Genomic DNA, 17,719 nt, shown 5'->3' with positions numbered 1-17,719 from the left:
TTTATCGCAGGTAACCTGACAAAAAGGCGCGCGTGCGCTCTTGTTGAGGATGGTCAAACACCTGCTCTACCGAGCCTGACTCAATGATGCGCCCACCATCCATAAAGACCACGCGGTTAGCAACATCACGAGCAAAGTCCATTTCATGCGTCACAATAATCATGGTGCGCTTTTCTTCAGCGAGCAACTTGAGGGTCTTGAGAACTTCGCCTGTAAGCTCAGGGTCCAAAGCGCTCGTAGGCTCGTCAAAATACAGCAGTTCAGGGTTCATACAAAGGGCGCGGGCGATACTTGCTCGTTGTTGCTGACCGCCCGACAGCTGATAAGGAACTTTATTTTCACAGCCAAGCAAACCCATCTTTGCAATGAGTGCACGTGCCTGCTCTTCTACCTCAACACGTTGTCGCTTTTGCACCACCAGAGGCGCGTCCATAATGTTTTGTAAAACACTCATATGCGGAAACAGGTTAAAATCCTGAAACACAAGACCAAAACGCTGACGCGCTGCAGCAAGTACCTGCTTAGTGCCATAGACTGAGCGACCATCAGGTGCGGCAGTTGCAACATCAATGTCTCCATACGAAAGGCTACCGCCATCAAGCGTCTCAAGCAAGGTAAGACAGCGCAGCAAGGTTGACTTGCCACCACCCGAAGGACCGATGATAGCCACAACTTCACCGGTAACAACCTCAAGTGAAATATCACGCAGTACCACTGTTGTACCAAAGGCCTTTTGTGCGTGCTGTAATGAAACAGGAGCGGGTGCAGCCATAACACATTCCCTTATCAACGTTTGTATACCTACTGCCTTACAACTACCTATAGCGCAATAATGCGTTCTTAATCGTGATAGTAATCCATCTTTTTCTCGATGCGACCCATAACAATCTCAATGAGTACATTAAAGACCCAATACAAACCGCCTGCAATTGCAAACGGAAACATGGTGCGCTGAGAAGCAACTAGGGCCTTTGCCATAGAAAACATCTCGGCTACGCCAATTGAAAATGCAAGGGAGGTGTCCTTCACCAGCGTAATAACCTCATTACCTAATGTTGGCAAAATGCGCTTAAGCACCTGTGGCATAACGATACGCACAAAGGTCTGAGTGCGCGAATAGCCCAAAACCTCAGCCGCCTCAAGCTGCCCTGCAGGAATTGATTGCAAACCTGACCGATAGATTTCTGCAAAATATGCAGCGTAGTTCACAATAAATGCCACAATACAGGCCTGCCATTTAGATTCGGGGCTCAACTGAATACCAAAGACATAGTATGGTGCGAAGTAAATGGCAAACATTTGCAACATGAGCGGCGTTCCGCGCATAAGCGAAATATAGAGACGCGCGAGCAAGCGCAAAGGAAGAATACGGCTCATGCGCATAAAGGCAACCGGGATTCCCAGAGGAAGCGCTCCTAACAAGGTGAGTGCAAAAATGCTAAGACTGACTAAAAAGCCCTCGCTCAACATGCCAATCATAGTAGGGAGTGTCATGGAAATCCTTTCACAAACAAGGGTCTGTGCACGCAGCCAGACCCTTTCAGTATTCATTAGCCGTGATGTTTATTTAAGCACCCAGTTCTCAAAACTCAAGCCGTAGCTTGCATACTTTTCGCAAAGCTGCTTAACCGTACCGTCGGTATAGAGCCCCTTCAAGGTTTTGCTCACCTGCTCAGCGCTTGCGGTATCACCCTTCTTAAAGCCAACGGCATAGTGCTCGCTTGAAAGCGGCTCAGCAATCATAAAGTAAGCATCGGGGTTTGCCGCCATCTGATACTGAGCAATAGAAAGGTCGCAGGCAACAGCTTGGGTTGCACCTGAGGTAAGCTCGGCAAAAGCAGTGTTGTAATCGGGACGTGTCTCAAGGGCTGCAAAGCTCTTTGCAAGCTCAGTCTGGTCACCCTCAAGCACGCTTGCTGCCGCAGAGTCAGCCTGTGTAATAACGTTCTTGCCTGCTAAATCTGCCAATTTTTCGATACCTGCATTCTTTTTTACAACCACAACTTGCTGATTCAGCATGTACGGCTCAGAGAAGCTATAGCCGTCCTCACGACCTTCCATGGTAAAGCCGTTCCAAATAGCGTTAATAGCACCAGAATTGAGCAGCGTATCCTTTGCGTCCCAGTCAATGGGCGAATACTCAAGCTTCCAGCCCAGCTTATCGGCCACTGCCTTTGCCAAGTCAAGGTCAAAGCCCGTAAACTCACCCTGGTCATTAACAAAACCATAAGGTGGATACGCCTGGTCAAAACCTACAACCAAGGTACCAGTTGCTGCAGCTGATGTATCTTTTGCAGTATCAGCACCTGACCTATTTGTGCTTTCTGCTGCTTTGCCACCCGAGCACGCAACTAAACCTACCGATAGCGCAAGCGCTGCCACACCGGCAACAAAATTGCGAAGCATGTTCTTCTTCATGTCTTTATCCTCTCGTCTCAGCGTCTGAGTGTTTGACACTCTCTGTCTTGTGCACGTGAGGTACTTTACTTTACTAAAGTATTTGATGCAAGACTGATTAACTAAGCTGAAACAAAACGGTCATGGACTGCAAGGTGTCCATGACCGTTAAGGCTATTTAGCAGGGAATTTACTAAACACGCAGTGTTTCACGCCGTTGATTTAGGCAATTTGGTGCACCCATCCATGAAGGTCTTCAACCACACCGTCCTGAATGCCAGTCAGGGTCTTGCGCAACTGCGTCATAACCGGTCCCATCTCATCATGACCCTGAGCAAAACTCACCACGGTATCCCCTTCATGAATCTCGCCCACCGGAGAAATGACCGCAGCAGTGCCGCACAAACCGCATTCAACAAAGTCACCGCGCTTCAGCTCTTCCCAAAGCACAGGACGCTCAACAACCTCCATACCCAAGTCTTTTGCCACTTGCACAAGGGAGCGCCTCGTAATTGAAGGCAAAATTGAATTAGTTTGACTCATGGGCACCACAAGCGTTCCGTCCTGTGCTACCAAAAGCACATTTGCGCCACCTGTTTCTTCAACATACTGGCGCGACTGTGAATCGAGATAGAGATTTTCGGCAAAGCCTGCCCGATGAGCGTCCATGGTGGATTTAAGGCTCATGGCATAGTTAAGTCCCGCTTTGATGCTGCCGGTACCATGGGGTGCCGCGCGGTCATATTCAGCAATACGCAGCTTAATGGGCTTTAAGCCACCCTTAAAATAGGGACCCACCGGTGTTGTTAAAATATGAAAATGATACTCAGGCGCTGGAGCTACTCCGATTACATCGCCCGACCCAATCATAAAGGGACGCACATACAGGCTTGCTCCCGAGCCAAACGGTGGAACCCAGCTTGCATTTGCTGCCACGACCTGCTCGACCGCCTCAACAAAACTATCAAGCGGGTAAGGCGGCATCTCAAGACGCTCCGCCGAATCAAACATACGCTGCGCATTCAAATCAGGGCGAAAGGTCACAATGCGCCCATCTGCTGTGGTATAAGCCTTAAGACCTTCAAAGACTTCTTGGCAATAATGAAAAATACCGGCACATTCAGACAGGGTAATTTCATGTTTGCGCGTAAGCTCACCTGCTCCCCATGCCCCATCTTTCCAGTCTGCCACATAACTGTAGTCGGTAGGCATATAGGCAAAACTTAAGTTGTTCCAGTCAATGTCTTGTTTTGCTTCGGTCATGGTGTTTCCTCTCGCTTCTACAAATACTCGCCCGATTGTACGCCTTATACCATGCGCCGCATCTAAACAAGCCTCACGCTCTGCGATTCTTTGTAGACTGGAAACAATTCCCTATACGACTTTAACCTGTGCTTTGCGCTCTTACTTGTCTCGCTTTGATGCCATACGTGCCCGAACAAGCCCCACTACAGCAGGGATGAGCGAAACAGCAATAATGCCCAAAACAATGACCTCAAAGTGATCTTGAACTGCTGAAATACCGCCAAAAAAGTAGCCAAGCAAAATAAACACAGTTGACCACGTAATGCCGCCCAAAATGTTATACAGCACAAAAGAATGCCACTTCATGCCGCCCATTCCTGCTAAAAAGGGCACAAACGTACGAATAAAAGGAAAAAAGCGCCCCAGAAAAATTGCGAGATGACCCCATTTGCTAAGAAACGCCTCACTTTTCTCAATGTGCTCGGGGGTCATAACCTTTATCTTGCCCGAAGAAATAATGCGCTGTCCAAAAAAGTGACCAATCATAAAATTCATCTGGTCGCCAAGGATTGCTGCAATCCAAATCACTATAAGCAGGGTTACTATGTCAAGCGGGCCTGTTTCGTGAGCAAAAATACCTGCTGCAAAAAGTAGGGAATCGCCCGGCAAAAACGGCATAAACACCACGCCGGTCTCAATAAAGATAATCAAAAATATAAAGCCGTATGCATAAAGCGGGCCTAAGGCAATCCACGTGGCAATAGCTCCTCGCGGGTCTTTTAGCAACTCGGTTAAAAACTCAACAATACCCATGAATCAATCCTTTATCTTGTAAGCCGTATGCGTGCAGATACGCCTTGGCTTATCGCATGTGCATTTCTTGGTACAAATCTCGAGTTATTGTAAACGAATGCTCAAAATACATATGCTTTTCTCGATTGCCTTTACTAGACTAAGCAGGGCTTACGCTCTACTATGTGATTTCTATTGATTGAAGCGGCGTGCATACGTAGCGCGTCTTGATATAAAGGGTTGACTGTGAGTTTTCTTACCACCATTAAAGAGGATATACATGCGGTAAAGCGTCACGACCCTGCTGCTCAAACGAGCTTTATTATTTTTCTTTCGTACCCAGGCCTTCACGCAAAATGGGCACACACACCAGAGCACTGGCTGTGGAATCATGGTTTACGTGGACTTGCACGGGTGCTCTCGCAGATTACGCGATTTTTTACCGGTGTAGAGATTCACCCCGCGGCGCAATTAGGGCGGCGTTTGTTTATCGACCATGCCATGGGCGTTGTTATTGGTGAAACCACTGTAATTGGCGATGACTGCATACTCTACCAGGGCGTTACCCTTGGTGGCACCGGCAACGAAAGCGGCAAGCGCCATCCTACCCTCGGAGACCGTGTTGTAGTTGGCACCGGAGCTAAGGTGCTTGGCAATATCACTATTGCCAATGATGTGCGCATTGGCGGAAATTCGGTTGTCGTAAAAGACGTGCCAGCGCATTGCACGGTGGTTGGTATTCCGGGACGTGTGGTGCGACAAAACGGCAGCCGTGTTTCTACCGCTATCGTTGATGCCGAACAACACCGCGAAAACCTGCCCGACCCCGTTTTTGAGGATAGCTCTGCTAACCGTGAAAACATTGCGGCAAATGAGCGGCGCATTGCTGAACTTGAAGCACAGGTACAATCACTTTCTCAGCTTGTTCAGCAGATGAACGACGCGCGAAAATAGCGTTTGAACGTGAGCTACTACGCTTATACGTCAAGCTCAATCTCTAAGTGATACAAATCAGCACGATAATAAGTCTGTACAAATTCACGGGGTATACCAGCAGTATCGATAGAAATACGCTCAATATAGACCAAAGGGTCGCCCGGCTCTACCTGTAGCAAAGATGCCCGCACCTCATCTGCCACCACCGCATAAATTGACTGCACCGCACGGCTCCAGCGCACCTTACACTCATGCGTGAGGTAGCTACGCCATGACTCCATTGAAAAATCGTGCCCCAAGGCATGAGGCGTATACGCGCGTTCAACCTGAATAGTCTCTAGGTAGCAAGGCTCCTCGCCCGAATAGCGCACACGGCAAAGCTGAAACATATCGCTCGCAGCTGGAATATGTAAGCGCTCGGACACCAATGCGTCTGCAGGAACAATACCGCTTTCGATGGTACGCTTGATGGGTGTCTTTTGATCGGCAAGTCCTTTTTTAATATAACTTGCCACACGATTTGGCGAGGTATTTGGGCGTGTTGCAATAACCTCAGAACCATGACCACGCCGTTTTTTTATAAGCCCATTATTGGCGAGCAGCTCCATAGCTTTGCGCGCGGTAGCTCGTGAAACCCCATACTGACGCATAAGTTCTGTCTCAGACGGGATGTAATCACCCACTGAATAGGCATCGTTGACAATATCTTGAAACAGGATGTCGTACAGCTGATAATACAGCTGCTTTTTGCCACTAAAGTCAAGCCCTGACAAGGTAGCCACCTCCTGTTTTTTCAACATCCACACCTGCATTTTCCAACTAACTCGCCTCTCGATAATAACATGCACCCTCTAAAAACTATAATTTGCTTAATCCCGAAACATCTCATGCTGCTATAACGTGAGCGCCGCGCCAAGTTGTCTTAGCAACTCCTCGTAGTCAATAGCTGCCAAATCAGTTGCATCTACTTCAATCAAATGCCCCAAGCAAAAGCGCTCATAGCCCTTGGTTCTACAGCGCTCAAGGAAAAGCTCACGCGAGACCAAACCCGCAGCTTGCGCCCGATTCTCTAATACCTGCCCTGGCCGATAGCTATGTAGCAAATGCCCCGCATGGCGCGTAGGCGATAAATCACGCTGTAGCGAGCGTTCATAAATGCGCTCAGGGTCTCCCACTAAACGAATCGTAAGCGCCTGATAGCCATAGTGAACAACCAGCTCCTTAAGTGTTGGACGCTGTTTTTCTGAGAAGGGATAGTCGGACAAAATTGCTTGTCTATGCTCCATGCAAAAGCGAATGCGCGCGTAGTAGCGTCGCCAAACTTCAAGCTCAAGCACGGCCTTTTCTTTCTCATTAGAAAAGCCAAGCTCGTCCCACACCTCTTCTTTAATGTCATCTGGCCCCACAAGCCCAAAATCAATATGCGCAAAGCGTGCCTGAATCCTTTGTAACAGATAGGTTTTACCTGTTGCAGGATAGCCCGCAAGCAAGATAAGTACAGGTTTCATATATCTACCTTTACACGTGAGTTTTAAGCGGTGAGCCAAATCTAAACGCGACCGCGCAACTGGTCTTTTGAGAGCGCAAGTAGGCCATTAACCTTGTCCATATAGAGCTTTATACCTGCATCATCTTTGTTTGCGGCTGCCTCTGCACGCTTTTTGTTGTAAAGCTTCATAAGGGCCGCCGACGCCTTGCCCATTGCACCACCAAGCTCGAGGCTTTCTTCGTATACCATAATTGCCTCATCAAACTCACCCAACTCAGCCAAAAGCTTGCCAAGCTCATTGAGTTTTGTGGTGCGCGCTTTGCCTACAAGTTCTTTTAGCTCAGCACGCAGCTCTGCTATGCGCATCTCCTGCTGGATGGATTTCTGAGCAGCACTCTGGTCTGCCTCACGTGCAGCATTATCACTTGTTTGTACATTGCGCTTTTTGCCAAAACCAAATAACGACATTGTTATCACCTTGCCTATAAACTTTTAAGAAAAACGCCCTCGCAATATTGGCGAGGGCGCACTGACTAAACCGTGGGGTATGGGCTAAATTGCCACACCAAACAAAGACAGAACCGAACGAACTCCCATAAAGAAGAAGCCCGTAACCACTGTGTCAACATCGGTGCAGGTCATGTTGACAAAACCAATTTGTGCCAACATGGGTGAAAGCAGCGCAGGCAAAATCATGATAAAAATGCCGTGGAAAATGCAGCCAATAATAACACCGCGACGACCGTCAACCGCATTGCCAAAGATACCTGCCGTGCCGCCTGCAAAGAAGTTAGACATAACGCCTGGAATAACTAGGGTGCCCATAAAGCCGGTGATAGCCATGCCTATCAAAGAGCCAATCGTGGTAAAAATGAAGCCCAAAATGACGGAGTTAGGCGCATAAGTAAACAGTACCGGGCAATCAAGCGCTGGCTTTGCGTCGGGTACCAGCTTCATAGAGATGCCTTGGAATGCCGGAACGAGCTCAGCCAACAACAGACGAACACCTGCTAACAAGACATACAGACCTACAACAAACTGCATAGCCTGCAAAAATGCAAATACCAAATAGTTGGTTTTACCAGCATATGACGCAGCAGCTTCCGCGCCAGCAAAGGCCGCTACAATCAAATAAAACGGAATCATGACAACCATAACGGCAAGATAGCTGTCCTGCATAAACGACAACGCAGAGGGCAGCTCAAGCTCCTCGGCAGACTCAGAGGCAGAACTACCAAATAGCTTCTTGGTTACACCAGCAATGAGTGCGGTAAACATATAGCCAAAGGTGCAGAAGTGACCAAGCGCAATGTCATCACTTTCGGTAATCTTGCGTACAATTGGCTGAGCAAAAGCCGGCATGAGCGTTGCAAAAGCGCCACCTACCAGCGATGCAATTAGAATGAGCAGTAAACCGCGCAGCCCCGTAAAGTATGCAAAGACCACGCAAAGCGTTGACTCCCAAAGCAGCGCCTGACCAGTCAAAAACACATACTTAAAGGGTGTTAAGCGTGCAAGAATAATATTGACTACAAAAATACCCGCAAGGCAGATAGCAATTTCTGAGCCTAGCCCTAAATCGGTCATTGCCTGTCCGTTGATGCCCTCAATTGAAGCCACCACCGCCGACATGCCATTAAAGCCAAATGCGCTGTTAAACATATCGCCAAAGAAGCTCAGCGAGCCCTGCATAACGCTTGAACCGGCATTGAGCACCAAAAAGCCCAAGATAGTTTTAAGCGTGCCCGAGATAATGTCGTTGAGCGACTTGCGCTGCAACGCCAAACCTAGCAAAGCAACAATACCAATGATGATTGATGCTTGTGTCAAAATGTTTGTGATAATGAAATTTAAGACTTCCATGTACGCTCTCCCTTCCCGAGGCATAGCTGCCTCATACCTTTCGAGCTGCGCCTGCTCTTACAAAACACCCATTTCCCTCAGAACGGGTGTCAACTTCTCTTCAATCTCTTTCTTATCAACAAGGCGATGCAAAAACACGCACGGCAATCCCGTTTTGGCGTTTTCAATTTGTGTTTGAAAGTTTTCGGCAGCAACAATCATGTCAAAATTGCGAGCAGTACCAGCAACACTTGAAACGCCATCATGATCGCACTTACAGGCAACGCCGAGCTTTTTAAGAACACTCTCGATTGCCATTTGAGCGGCAAAGCTACTCCCTAAACCATTACCGCACACACAAAGAACCCGTACCATCTCAATCCCCTTCTCTGGTCAAGCACGGGATAACCCCGTGATGTTTTCCATGGCAGCGCTGCCGCCCTGGCGTGAACCCTATTCAATAGCGTGAACCCTATTCAGCACCTTCAGTAAATGCCTGAAAAATCTCGCGTGTTGAGCTCATCTGAACGAGAGTGGCAATCTTTTCTTCGTCCATAAAGATGCCCGCAAGCACGCGCATAACATCGAGATGTGCATGGGCATCCTCGGCTGCAAGTGCCACCAAAAGCCGCACGTCAAAACCGTCTGGCTCAAACTTGATAGGCTCCTTAAGCAGCGTCACAGCAAGTTGACCTTTAATCGTGCCGTCCTCAGGCCGACCGTGAATCAGCGCTATATCCTCAGTGAGCACGTAATATGGCCCCAACTCATGGGTAGCACGAATAATCTCATCGGCATAGCGCGGCTCAACGTAGTTGCCCTCTTCAAGTGGAGCAACCGCCAAGCGAACAGCATCTTCCCAGGTAGAAACCCCCGGTTCAATACGAACATTTTCAGGCTTGAGCATCTCTAAGATGTGCATAGCGCTCTCCTAGCCCAAGTTCTTAAAAAGCTTAATGCGATGCTCAACAACCTCAGCAACAGCATCAAGCGCAGGGAGCACATTGTTGCGTGCAGAGGTATTTTCTTTGTGCTCGCCATAAGCATGCCTCGATGCTAAATTCCAGTTAACCAGCAAGTCAGTTCCTACGTTGAACTTGCGAATACCAAGGTCAATAACCCGTTTTACATCCTCATCTGACACGCCGGTGCCACCATGAATAACAAGCGGAAAGCCCTTAACTGCATCGCGAATTTTCTCAAGCTGTTCAAACGAAATATTAGTTTTGGACTTGTACTGACCATGATTGGTTCCGATGGCTACTGCAAGTGCATCAATGCCGGTCTCACGAATAAACTCAACCGCCTGGTCAGGGTCGGTGTAGCGCACGTCCTCCTGCGCTACTGCAACGCCATCCTCGGTGCCACCCACCGTACCCAGCTCGCCTTCAACCGAGGCTCCACCGCGCTTAGCATAATCAACAACACGCTTGGTACCGAGGATATTTTCTTTGAACGGCAGCGCCGACCCATCAAACATAATGGAGCTATATCCTGCATCAACAGCTTTTCTAATCTCGTCAAAATCCTTTGCATGGTCAAGATGGAGTACCACATTGACACCGTATTCATCTGCCATTGAGCGGCACACTGCAACCAGATTGTGATGTCCAACGTAGCTCGCCGTGCCTTCGCTTGTTTGAATGATGACCGGTGTTTTTTGCTCAGCAGCAACTTTTATGATGGCAGGCAGCATCTCAAGGTTGTGCGTATTAAACGCGCCAACCGCCATGTTGAGCTTTGTTGCCTCAGCTAAAACCTCTCGAAGTGTTACGTACATACATCCTCCTTGCCCTTGGTTTGAGGAGCACCTCACGAGCTAGCGGCAACACATAGCAACAATGCGTCATGTTGAAACGTGCTTCTAAGGCTGCTAACAAAACGCTCTTCAATCCCTTACGTGGTGTAGATTATCATAATGTACGTATATTCTAATAATCTAATAGATATTTTTCTAAATTGACCGTTCACGGCTAAAAATCGACCGTTCGCCGATTTACTTTTTTGCTGCCGGTAATTTGGCCCCGTTAAAACCTGCTGCGCCAACTAGAACTTTCGCACGCACTTGAGCCTCATAAAGCGTGAAATCCATGGGATAATAGCGGCACTCTGACACGAACGAGGTACCTATGTCCGCAACGTTTCCCGCATCTCCCGCTCATACACAGCACGCGACAGACTTTTTTGAGCTATATGCCAGCTGTCCTCAAGGCTTTGAGGCTGCGCTTGCCCGAGAGTTAAAGTTCCTTCATATGCATCGCGTGCGCCCGCTCAAGGGCCGCGTAACGTTTTCGGGCACCGTTGAAGATGCTATGCGCACTTGCCAGAACACGCGCCTTGCCAGCCGTGTATATGTAGTGCTCGGTCGCTTTGATGCAGTTACCGCAGATGAGCTCTACGCCGGAAGTTATGCCTTGACTTGGGAAGATATTCTTACGCCCGGCTCATCACTTGCCATTTCTGTGCAAGGTGTTACAAGAGAGCTCCGCAATACGCAGTTTATTGCACAGAAGGTTAAAGATGCGCTTTGCGACCGCCTCATCGATACCACAGGTCAGCGCCCTGATATTGAGTTAGCAAATCCCGATGCGCGAGTGCATGTTGCTGTTAAGGTAGGCCGCGTAAGCATCAGCCTTGACCTTGCTGGTCAACCTCTCTTTAAGCGTTTATCAAAGCATTGCTTATCTGCCGCTGGTGAACTCTCGCTGCTACGCTCTGATTATGCAGCTTTTGTTTTGGCGCAGCTGGGGTGGCTGGACAGTGCGTTAGATAAACGTGACCATGCAAGTTGCTTGGGCACTTTGGTTGATTTGTCACCGAGCGCAGGTATTGCGCTTGAAGCGGCGTGTACTGCTACCCAAACAAACATGCATGCCTCACGTACAAAATGGGGCTATGACGCTTGGCAAGCGGCGTCAAACCTTGCAACAAGCTCAGGGGCTGGCACTTTGGCAAAACTGAGTGCTGATATGCCAAACGCCGAGGCTAAGCAATCACCTCAACCCCAACAGGACCCTCTCCGCATTTTTGCCTCGGTCGATGATACACATCGCCAAACAGTGCAAAGAATTTGCGCAGCGGCAGGGGTTCAGAAAGATATTCATATTGTTAACGCACAGTTTGATGCCATCTTAAAGCATATAAACGCTCCAGAGCGTAAAGCAGATTTAGAACAGCGTAACCATCAAGCGCCATACAGCCAACAAGTCCTGTATCTTGCTGCTGATATGCGCGATGTCCCCTTTGCTCAGGCGCATCAAAGCTTGCAACTTATACAGCAGTTGTTTGAAACATCCACCCGTGAAGTTCATCTCGCTTTGCTATCGCGCGATACAATGCCTGAGCGTATCTTTTCCCATGCTCATCAGCATATTGAGCTGATGCTCCAAAACGAGCCAATAAGCTTATATTGCTACACCAAAACGGCTCAACGCGTTTCTGCCCATCATCACGAGCTGACATCTAAAACGCTTGGGAACCTGCCTGATGGCTCGCCTGTTAACCGCGTGCCTGCTACTGCACATAACGTTAAAGCAAACCAAACGCCTATCGCGCAAAAGGCACATCACGCTGACAACGAGTTTGAACCGGCTTTGCTTATTCCAGAATCAATCCAGTTTGCCAACCGCCTTAAGAAAAACCTGCGTCATCTGCGCAAATGGGCTCGTCGCGAGCACGTTAATTGCTACCGCGTGTATGACGCCGACCTGCCCGATTATGCGGCTGCCATTGATTTGTACGAAGGGAGTGCGACAACGCCTGGGCGTTGGTTGGTGCTTGCAGAATACGCTCCGCCTAAATCGGTTGACCCTGCCAAGGCGCAAGCACGTTTGCTCGATATGCTCACCCTCGCACCTCAAATTCTTGAAGTTGATGCGTCTTGTGTCTATGCGCGAGCACGTACTCGTTCACGTGGAGGCTCGCAATATGGCCGACAAAAGGGCTATTCTGCGCAGCAAAGTATTCACCCTATTATTGAAGAGGGTGGTTTGAGTTTTGAACTTAACTTTGATGACTACCTCGATACTGGAATTTTTCTTGACCACCGTTTGACGCGCAATCTGGTACGCAGCCTTGCACGTGAGCGCAAGTCACGCTATTTCCTCAACTTGTTTGCCTATACGGGCACCGCAAGTTGCTACGCGGCTGATGGTGGCGTGCAAGAAACGGTAACGGTTGATTTATCAAATACCTACCTCGATTGGGCTGAGCGCAATATGGCTGCAAACGGTTTTACCGGCAGCGAGCACTACTATGTACGTGATGACGTACTAGGCTGGTTGCAAGGTCAAATACGGCGAAACAATCAGTGGGATTTGATTTTCTGTGACCCGCCGACCTTTTCTAACTCAAGCAAAATGGGACAACGAAGCTGGGATGTCCAGCGCGACCATGTAGAGCTACTGAGCGCTATTCAACAGATTCTTATGCCTAGTGGCGTGGCAGTGTTTTCCTGCAATTTGCGCAACTTTAAGCCGGCGTGGGACGAGCTTGCTGCACTTGGCTTAAAGCTAACCGACATCAGCGCTCAAACCATTCCGCCTGACTTTGCTCGCAATCAAAAGATTCACCACTGCTACTTGGTGGAGCACGTATAGTCTATCTGCTGGAGCACCTATAGTCTGTGTGCCAAACTGCTTGGTTGATAGCTATTGCCAAAGCAACAACGCTCTCACAGTCTATAGACTTCGCACTACCCCAGCTGCTCCTCAAGGCGTGCGAGCCGCTCATAGGCATCAATCATAAAGACCGTCTGCTTTTCCAACATCATGGCAGTCATCAAGGTATCTTGCGCGTGAACCATCAAAAAGCTCACGTTCATATCGGCACCGTCCGCCTCCTGCGATAAGAGCTTTGTTTGTACATGATGAGCACCTATGAGCGCCTGTTCGGCTTGGCTGTGCAACTTGTGCGCCTGCTCAAAATCTCCTGAGCGTGCCTTGTCCAGCGCCTCAATCAAATCACTTTGCGCCTCACCTGCATAGGCAACTATCTCAAACGCAACGCTTAGAATATCTTCTTTTGATGCCATGATTTATGACTCCCAACTCGTAAAAACAAAATTTTGATAGCCCTGCTGAGCTCCTAGTACGTTCCGCTTCAAAAGCGCTCGTAAATCACCCTCAATGCCATACATATAACGACATACCATCAGCACGGGCTGCGGTGCCGGTTCGCTTAGATGAGCATCAACGCCCTCCTCAAGGCGCACTTCATAGGTTTCGCGAACCGAACCTATACGTTCACACGTATCACGTAGCAACTGAACAACCTGACTGTGGTCAGAACCATCTAGCAGCTCAAATCCGCTTCTCTTGAGATACAGCACCTCATACTTTATCGCAACACGCGGTAAAGAGTATATCGACTTAACCAATGACCCTAATGGCGCCATTGACTGGCTGATTGAACACCTTTCAAAATAGCGCTCAAGAACTACGTTTCTTGGTTTAGCTTTTTCAAAACAACTGGTGCATGCTGTTGAGCTTGCTCAGATGCTCTACAGCATGCACGAGAAAGCCACATTGCTGTATTTATTCCAGAGAGGGCAATTAACTGGGGTGATGAGCGTGTAAGCCTTGTGCTCATGCTGGCTTTTAGTGTTCAGCAACGTGCAGTTTTTAACGAACTCTTTGACCCTTTGGTGCAAGTACTGATTGAACCGGGCAATGTCGGCATTCTGGCACGTGCGCACAATTGGAAGGCGTTTATCGAAGCCCTTTGCGAATTGGTTGAATAACAGGGCTTCTGAGCAAGATATGTAGGCTTGTTAATAAACGTTGCTTGAAGCAACGAAGCATGTGCCTCGATACTATGAGTTGTACATACACGTTGAAGCGAAAGTGATAAACGCTGCATAGGAGGTATACGATGCTAAGCACCAACATACAGGCACGCAGAAAAGCTCAAGGTCTGTCTCAAGACGAACTTGCCATGAAGGTTCACGTTGTACGACAAACCGTTTCTAAATGGGAACGCGGTCTATCAATCCCTGACGCAGAAATGCTTATTGCTCTAGCCGATGCCCTTAAAACATCAGTAAGCGAGTTGTTGGGGGCACCAATTGACGAAACAGAGGCATCTAGCTTGGTAGCTTTATCTGAGAAGCTTGAGATAATCAATTTGCAGCTTGCTCGCAATCAGGAGACCCGAAGAAGAAACACTCAATACCTTTTTATAGCTATATGTGTGCTCACCCTTATTGGGTTAATATGCTTTGCACTGCTTGAAAGCTCCTATCTCACATGGGACTATCGTGACGCAGAAACTGCTGTTGCTGGGACATTTTTGCACGGATTTGAGTGGCTCTTTGTACGCATTGCACCCTTTGCCCTCATCGGCTCAATTGTGGGTATCGTTATGACACGCAGCCGAAAATCCTAATGACTTGCTCGATAGTTCTATTGAGAATTAAGCAAAGCGGTCTAGTGTACGAAATTTCTCTTGGGGTGTGAGTACACTTCGCTTAACTAAAGCAAAAATCCTGCGGAAATGTCAATTTCCCCTCTTATACCAACCCACTATACTTTACCCTTAGCGAAAAATTCGTACACTAGACCGATTTGCCCCCAGAATAGACCCCCGTGAGCCCTTAAAAACACTAGACATCAATCACCAAACACCAATATGCGCCTAAAACTATTAGCAACCTGTGGATAAATCCTAACAGTTGCTTCAAGCTCCCACTAGTTTTTGTCCTCGTTTTGCAGATATTTTGCATTTGAGAACCATACGTGTTCTTTACCAGAATCAGCAGGCTTATTTTGCGCCATGACCCCTACAAGAGCATGCGGAACATACAGTTCTTCAAGATAAGAAACTTCTTCCTTTGATAGGTTTATATCAACTGCAGAAACAGCCCCGTCAACGTGATGCAGTTTAGTAGCTCCAACTATGGGCGCTGCAACTTTTGCAAGCAGCCATGCAAGCGCAATCTCAGTCATTGAAACACCGCGGGCATCAGCCACCTCAGCTACACGGGCAATTACTCGCGCATCAGCCTCGGCAGTAGCATCGTATTTAAGCTGAGCATAGCTATCCTCTTTTAATCGCTTGCTCGTCTCTCCAAGGCGGCGTGATAAACGACCGCTTGCAAGTGCACTATAAGGAGTCAACGCTATCTGCTCCTCTGTGCAGCACGGCAAGGTTTCGCGCTCATCTTCACGAAATATCAGGTTCATATGGTTTTGCACGCTTACAAACTTAGGAAATCCCTCTCGCTCCGCAAGCGCATTCGCTTTTTCAAGCTGCCACGCATACACATTTGCAATGCCAATATAGCGAGCCTTACCAGCCGCAACCACCTGAGCTAAACCTTCCATCACGTCTTTGAGCGGCGTATTGTAATCCCACATGTGATAGATATACAGGTCAACATAGTCCATGCCCAGATGCGACAAGCTTGCGTCAATGCTGTTGATGATATGCTGCTGCCCGCTCACACCCTCTGCAATCTCAGATGCTGTGCGCGGCAAAAACTTTGTAGCTACCACTACGTCATCGCGCTGTGCGATAGCGTTTAATGCACGCCCCAGATAAGCTTCTGATGTGCCGCTTTGGTAGGCAATAGCCGTATCAAAAAAGTTAATGCCGGCATCAAGGGCTCGCTGCACAATCGTGCGCGTCTCGTCCTCGCCAATAGTCCAGGTGTGTTGGCCAGCCGCAGGGTCACCAAAACCCATGCAGCCCAAACAAATACGCGATACCACTAAATTTGATAAACCAAGTTTGGTGTACTGCATTTTAGAGCCTTCCATCTCTTTTCATTGCACTAGTGTATGCATGCCGCTATATCGTCGTGCACCATACGCGCGCCACCATATCGTGTACCGGTCACTTTGCATGCACTGATTACGTCTGCCGCTATATCGTGCACCAGTCACTTTACCGCTTGCTCTATCTAGGCTTAGTTGCCCGTGCAGCTGATGAGCTTTGCATACTCCTCATCTGACACGGGTTCAAGCCACTCATTTGATGTTTGCGTGCCCGCAACCTCAATAGCAAGGTGCGAAAACCACGAATCAGGTGCAGCTCCGTGCCAATGCTCAACGTTGGCGGGAATATTCACTACCGTGCCTGGAGTCATTTCTATAGGCTCGCCGCCGCGCTCCTGATAGTACCCGCGACCACCTACGCAAATGAGCATCTGCCCACCGCCTTGTTCGGCGTGATGAATATGCCAAAAATTGCGACACCCTGGCTCAAACGTCACGTTATACACCGTTACTTGCTCAGTTGATACCGGTGCTAGGTAGCTTTGTCCGCTAAAGTACTCACTAAACGGGTTTGGCTCGCCAATGGGAAAGAAAATAGAGGCTTTGTGGGCTGCTTTAGCTGAAAGCGCATCTGTAGTTGTGCCCGCATTGCTCTCTTCCTCGCTCCACACATCTTTTGCCAAGTTAAACGCAGCCCATGCCTTTGGCCAGCCGGCATAAAATGCAACATGCGTGATGACTGCTGCAATCTCAGCACGCGTTACGCCGTGCGCCTGAGCATTTTTTAGGTGGTATACCAGCGAACTGTCGGTGATTCCTGATGCCATGAGCGTCACTACGGTAATGATGCAGCGTGTCTTTAGGTCGATGTCACCATTGTTCCAGTTTTCGCCAAAAAGCACGTCATCGTTAAAGTGAGCAAACTCTGGGGCAAACTGTCCGAGCAATTCTTTGCCTGCTGTTTGAACAATCTTTTCTGTCATTGCTTCTCCTTAGTATCTCTTAATCCTACACGCTTCTTTAATGCGCTTAATATGATGGGGCAGGTCCTCAAAAGCCATAGTGCGCGGCACGTCGCAGGTGCCTGAGCTATGCTCCCCCTTTCCATCGGTGCGTCCGTTAATTGTTGGCGCTCGCACGCCTATTGAAAAGGATTGTGCTACTTAAACAGGGGTTTAAGTCAAGCAAGATTATGAATGAAATGAAGGTATCTTCATATTTGAGCTTTATAGGGCAGAAGCTATGCTGCTTTTGTATTTTACGAGCTAAGGGCAAAATTTTGCTACGTTTTACGACGAACACG

At 48.5% G+C, this 17,719-nt stretch carries 20 protein-coding genes; 4 read left to right on the top strand and 16 right to left on the bottom strand.

Going from position 1 to position 17,719, the window contains the following annotated elements:
* Position 1: 1 nt before the first annotated feature.
* From KPC83_RS00400 to KPC83_RS00380, 5 genes are all read right to left on the bottom strand, one after another.
* A complete protein-coding gene (locus KPC83_RS00400) occupies positions 2 to 772 on the bottom strand; it encodes an amino acid ABC transporter ATP-binding protein (protein ID WP_216278634.1) in 771 nt (256 codons plus the stop codon).
* A gap of 68 nt (positions 773 to 840) precedes the next feature.
* Positions 841 to 1,494, bottom strand: a complete 654-nt coding sequence (locus KPC83_RS00395) for an amino acid ABC transporter permease (RefSeq protein WP_216278633.1) — start codon at positions 1,492 to 1,494, stop codon at positions 841 to 843.
* 69 nt (positions 1,495 to 1,563) lie between these two features.
* Positions 1,564 to 2,418, bottom strand: a complete 855-nt coding sequence (locus KPC83_RS00390) for a transporter substrate-binding domain-containing protein (RefSeq protein WP_216278632.1) — start codon at positions 2,416 to 2,418, stop codon at positions 1,564 to 1,566.
* A 201-nt stretch (positions 2,419 to 2,619) separates the two neighbouring features.
* Positions 2,620 to 3,660, bottom strand: coding sequence for a branched-chain amino acid aminotransferase (locus KPC83_RS00385; RefSeq protein ID WP_216278631.1), 1,041 nt, complete (start codon positions 3,658 to 3,660; stop codon positions 2,620 to 2,622).
* Between the two features lie 141 nt (positions 3,661 to 3,801).
* Entirely contained in the window at positions 3,802 to 4,455 is a 654-nt protein-coding gene (locus KPC83_RS00380) for a DedA family protein (protein ID WP_216278630.1), read from the bottom strand.
* Between the two features lie 225 nt (positions 4,456 to 4,680).
* Between KPC83_RS00380 and cysE the strand changes: the two genes are divergently transcribed.
* Positions 4,681 to 5,388, top strand: coding sequence for a serine O-acetyltransferase (gene cysE / locus KPC83_RS00375; protein WP_216278629.1), 708 nt, complete (start codon positions 4,681 to 4,683; stop codon positions 5,386 to 5,388).
* Positions 5,389 to 5,411: 23 nt separating this feature from the next.
* Here cysE and KPC83_RS00370 read toward each other — a convergent pair whose 3' ends face one another.
* The 7 genes from KPC83_RS00370 to KPC83_RS00340 form a co-directional block, all read right to left on the bottom strand.
* Positions 5,412 to 6,170 carry a GntR family transcriptional regulator gene (locus KPC83_RS00370; RefSeq protein WP_216278628.1) on the bottom strand — a complete coding sequence of 253 codons (759 nt, stop codon included), beginning with the start codon at positions 6,168 to 6,170 and terminating at the stop codon, positions 5,412 to 5,414.
* Between the two features lie 93 nt (positions 6,171 to 6,263).
* Complete coding sequence (locus KPC83_RS00365; protein ID WP_216278627.1) at positions 6,264 to 6,878, bottom strand: zeta toxin family protein; 615 nt, start codon at positions 6,876 to 6,878, stop codon at positions 6,264 to 6,266.
* A gap of 41 nt (positions 6,879 to 6,919) precedes the next feature.
* Positions 6,920 to 7,327 carry a hypothetical protein gene (locus KPC83_RS00360; protein WP_216278626.1) on the bottom strand — a complete coding sequence of 136 codons (408 nt, stop codon included), beginning with the start codon at positions 7,325 to 7,327 and terminating at the stop codon, positions 6,920 to 6,922.
* 84 nt (positions 7,328 to 7,411) lie between these two features.
* Entirely contained in the window at positions 7,412 to 8,722 is a 1,311-nt protein-coding gene (locus KPC83_RS00355; RefSeq protein WP_216278625.1) for a PTS ascorbate transporter subunit IIC, read from the bottom strand.
* A gap of 57 nt (positions 8,723 to 8,779) precedes the next feature.
* On the bottom strand, positions 8,780 to 9,076 hold the full coding sequence (locus KPC83_RS00350) for a PTS sugar transporter subunit IIB (RefSeq protein ID WP_216278624.1): 297 nt from the start codon (positions 9,074 to 9,076) through the stop codon (positions 8,780 to 8,782).
* Positions 9,077 to 9,173: 97 nt separating this feature from the next.
* A complete protein-coding gene (locus KPC83_RS00345; protein WP_216278623.1) occupies positions 9,174 to 9,623 on the bottom strand; it encodes a PTS sugar transporter subunit IIA in 450 nt (149 codons plus the stop codon).
* A 9-nt stretch (positions 9,624 to 9,632) separates the two neighbouring features.
* Positions 9,633 to 10,481, bottom strand: a complete 849-nt coding sequence (locus KPC83_RS00340; RefSeq protein WP_216278622.1) for a class II fructose-bisphosphate aldolase — start codon at positions 10,479 to 10,481, stop codon at positions 9,633 to 9,635.
* A gap of 349 nt (positions 10,482 to 10,830) precedes the next feature.
* On the opposite strand from KPC83_RS00340, the gene rlmKL reads away from it, so the two are divergent.
* Positions 10,831 to 13,299, top strand: a complete 2,469-nt coding sequence (gene rlmKL, locus KPC83_RS00335; RefSeq protein ID WP_216278621.1) for a bifunctional 23S rRNA (guanine(2069)-N(7))-methyltransferase RlmK/23S rRNA (guanine(2445)-N(2))-methyltransferase RlmL — start codon at positions 10,831 to 10,833, stop codon at positions 13,297 to 13,299.
* Between the two features lie 95 nt (positions 13,300 to 13,394).
* Here rlmKL and KPC83_RS00330 read toward each other — a convergent pair whose 3' ends face one another.
* Positions 13,395 to 13,733, bottom strand: a complete 339-nt coding sequence (locus KPC83_RS00330; protein ID WP_216278620.1) for a PTS lactose/cellobiose transporter subunit IIA — start codon at positions 13,731 to 13,733, stop codon at positions 13,395 to 13,397.
* Positions 13,734 to 13,736: 3 nt separating this feature from the next.
* Complete coding sequence (locus KPC83_RS00325; RefSeq protein ID WP_216278619.1) at positions 13,737 to 14,096, bottom strand: hypothetical protein; 360 nt, start codon at positions 14,094 to 14,096, stop codon at positions 13,737 to 13,739.
* Positions 14,097 to 14,288: 192 nt separating this feature from the next.
* Between KPC83_RS00325 and KPC83_RS00320 the strand changes: the two genes are divergently transcribed.
* Together KPC83_RS00320 and KPC83_RS00315 are read left to right on the top strand one after the other, a co-directional pair.
* On the top strand, positions 14,289 to 14,441 hold the full coding sequence (locus KPC83_RS00320) for a hypothetical protein (RefSeq protein ID WP_216278618.1): 153 nt from the start codon (positions 14,289 to 14,291) through the stop codon (positions 14,439 to 14,441).
* 131 nt (positions 14,442 to 14,572) lie between these two features.
* Entirely contained in the window at positions 14,573 to 15,085 is a 513-nt protein-coding gene (locus KPC83_RS00315; protein ID WP_216278617.1) for a helix-turn-helix domain-containing protein, read from the top strand.
* Positions 15,086 to 15,387: 302 nt separating this feature from the next.
* Here the strand turns inward: KPC83_RS00315 and KPC83_RS00310 are convergent, their stop codons facing one another.
* A complete protein-coding gene (locus KPC83_RS00310; RefSeq protein ID WP_253200922.1) occupies positions 15,388 to 16,458 on the bottom strand; it encodes an aldo/keto reductase in 1,071 nt (356 codons plus the stop codon).
* A gap of 149 nt (positions 16,459 to 16,607) precedes the next feature.
* A complete protein-coding gene (locus KPC83_RS00305; RefSeq protein ID WP_216278616.1) occupies positions 16,608 to 17,399 on the bottom strand; it encodes a carboxymuconolactone decarboxylase family protein in 792 nt (263 codons plus the stop codon).
* Positions 17,400 to 17,719: the final 320 nt, after the last annotated feature.

It is taken from the genome of Collinsella sp. zg1085 (assembly GCF_018889955.1).
Taxonomy (GTDB): Bacteria; Actinomycetota; Coriobacteriia; order Coriobacteriales; family Coriobacteriaceae; genus Collinsella.
This window is presented reverse-complemented; position numbering and strand designations above follow the sequence as displayed.

Coding starts and splice junctions, on each gene's coding strand:
- KPC83_RS00400 (WP_216278634.1), bottom strand. CDS start 772: ATGGCTGCACCCGCTCCTGTTTCATTACAGCACGCACAAAAGGCCTTT.
- KPC83_RS00395 (WP_216278633.1), bottom strand. CDS start 1,494: ATGACACTCCCTACTATGATTGGCATGTTGAGCGAGGGCTTTTTAGTC.
- KPC83_RS00390 (WP_216278632.1), bottom strand. CDS start 2,418: ATGAAGAAGAACATGCTTCGCAATTTTGTTGCCGGTGTGGCAGCGCTT.
- KPC83_RS00385 (WP_216278631.1), bottom strand. CDS start 3,660: ATGACCGAAGCAAAACAAGACATTGACTGGAACAACTTAAGTTTTGCC.
- KPC83_RS00380 (WP_216278630.1), bottom strand. CDS start 4,455: ATGGGTATTGTTGAGTTTTTAACCGAGTTGCTAAAAGACCCGCGAGGA.
- KPC83_RS00370 (WP_216278628.1), bottom strand. CDS start 6,170: ATGTTGAAAAAACAGGAGGTGGCTACCTTGTCAGGGCTTGACTTTAGT.
- KPC83_RS00365 (WP_216278627.1), bottom strand. CDS start 6,878: ATGAAACCTGTACTTATCTTGCTTGCGGGCTATCCTGCAACAGGTAAA.
- KPC83_RS00360 (WP_216278626.1), bottom strand. CDS start 7,327: ATGTCGTTATTTGGTTTTGGCAAAAAGCGCAATGTACAAACAAGTGAT.
- KPC83_RS00355 (WP_216278625.1), bottom strand. CDS start 8,722: ATGGAAGTCTTAAATTTCATTATCACAAACATTTTGACACAAGCATCA.
- KPC83_RS00350 (WP_216278624.1), bottom strand. CDS start 9,076: ATGGTACGGGTTCTTTGTGTGTGCGGTAATGGTTTAGGGAGTAGCTTT.
- KPC83_RS00345 (WP_216278623.1), bottom strand. CDS start 9,623: ATGCACATCTTAGAGATGCTCAAGCCTGAAAATGTTCGTATTGAACCG.
- KPC83_RS00340 (WP_216278622.1), bottom strand. CDS start 10,481: ATGTACGTAACACTTCGAGAGGTTTTAGCTGAGGCAACAAAGCTCAAC.
- rlmKL (WP_216278621.1), top strand. CDS start 10,831: ATGTCCGCAACGTTTCCCGCATCTCCCGCTCATACACAGCACGCGACA.
- KPC83_RS00330 (WP_216278620.1), bottom strand. CDS start 13,733: ATGGCATCAAAAGAAGATATTCTAAGCGTTGCGTTTGAGATAGTTGCC.
- KPC83_RS00325 (WP_216278619.1), bottom strand. CDS start 14,096: ATGGCGCCATTAGGGTCATTGGTTAAGTCGATATACTCTTTACCGCGT.
- KPC83_RS00320 (WP_216278618.1), top strand. CDS start 14,289: ATGCTGGCTTTTAGTGTTCAGCAACGTGCAGTTTTTAACGAACTCTTT.
- KPC83_RS00315 (WP_216278617.1), top strand. CDS start 14,573: ATGCTAAGCACCAACATACAGGCACGCAGAAAAGCTCAAGGTCTGTCT.
- KPC83_RS00310 (WP_253200922.1), bottom strand. CDS start 16,458: ATGGAAGGCTCTAAAATGCAGTACACCAAACTTGGTTTATCAAATTTA.
- KPC83_RS00305 (WP_216278616.1), bottom strand. CDS start 17,399: ATGACAGAAAAGATTGTTCAAACAGCAGGCAAAGAATTGCTCGGACAG.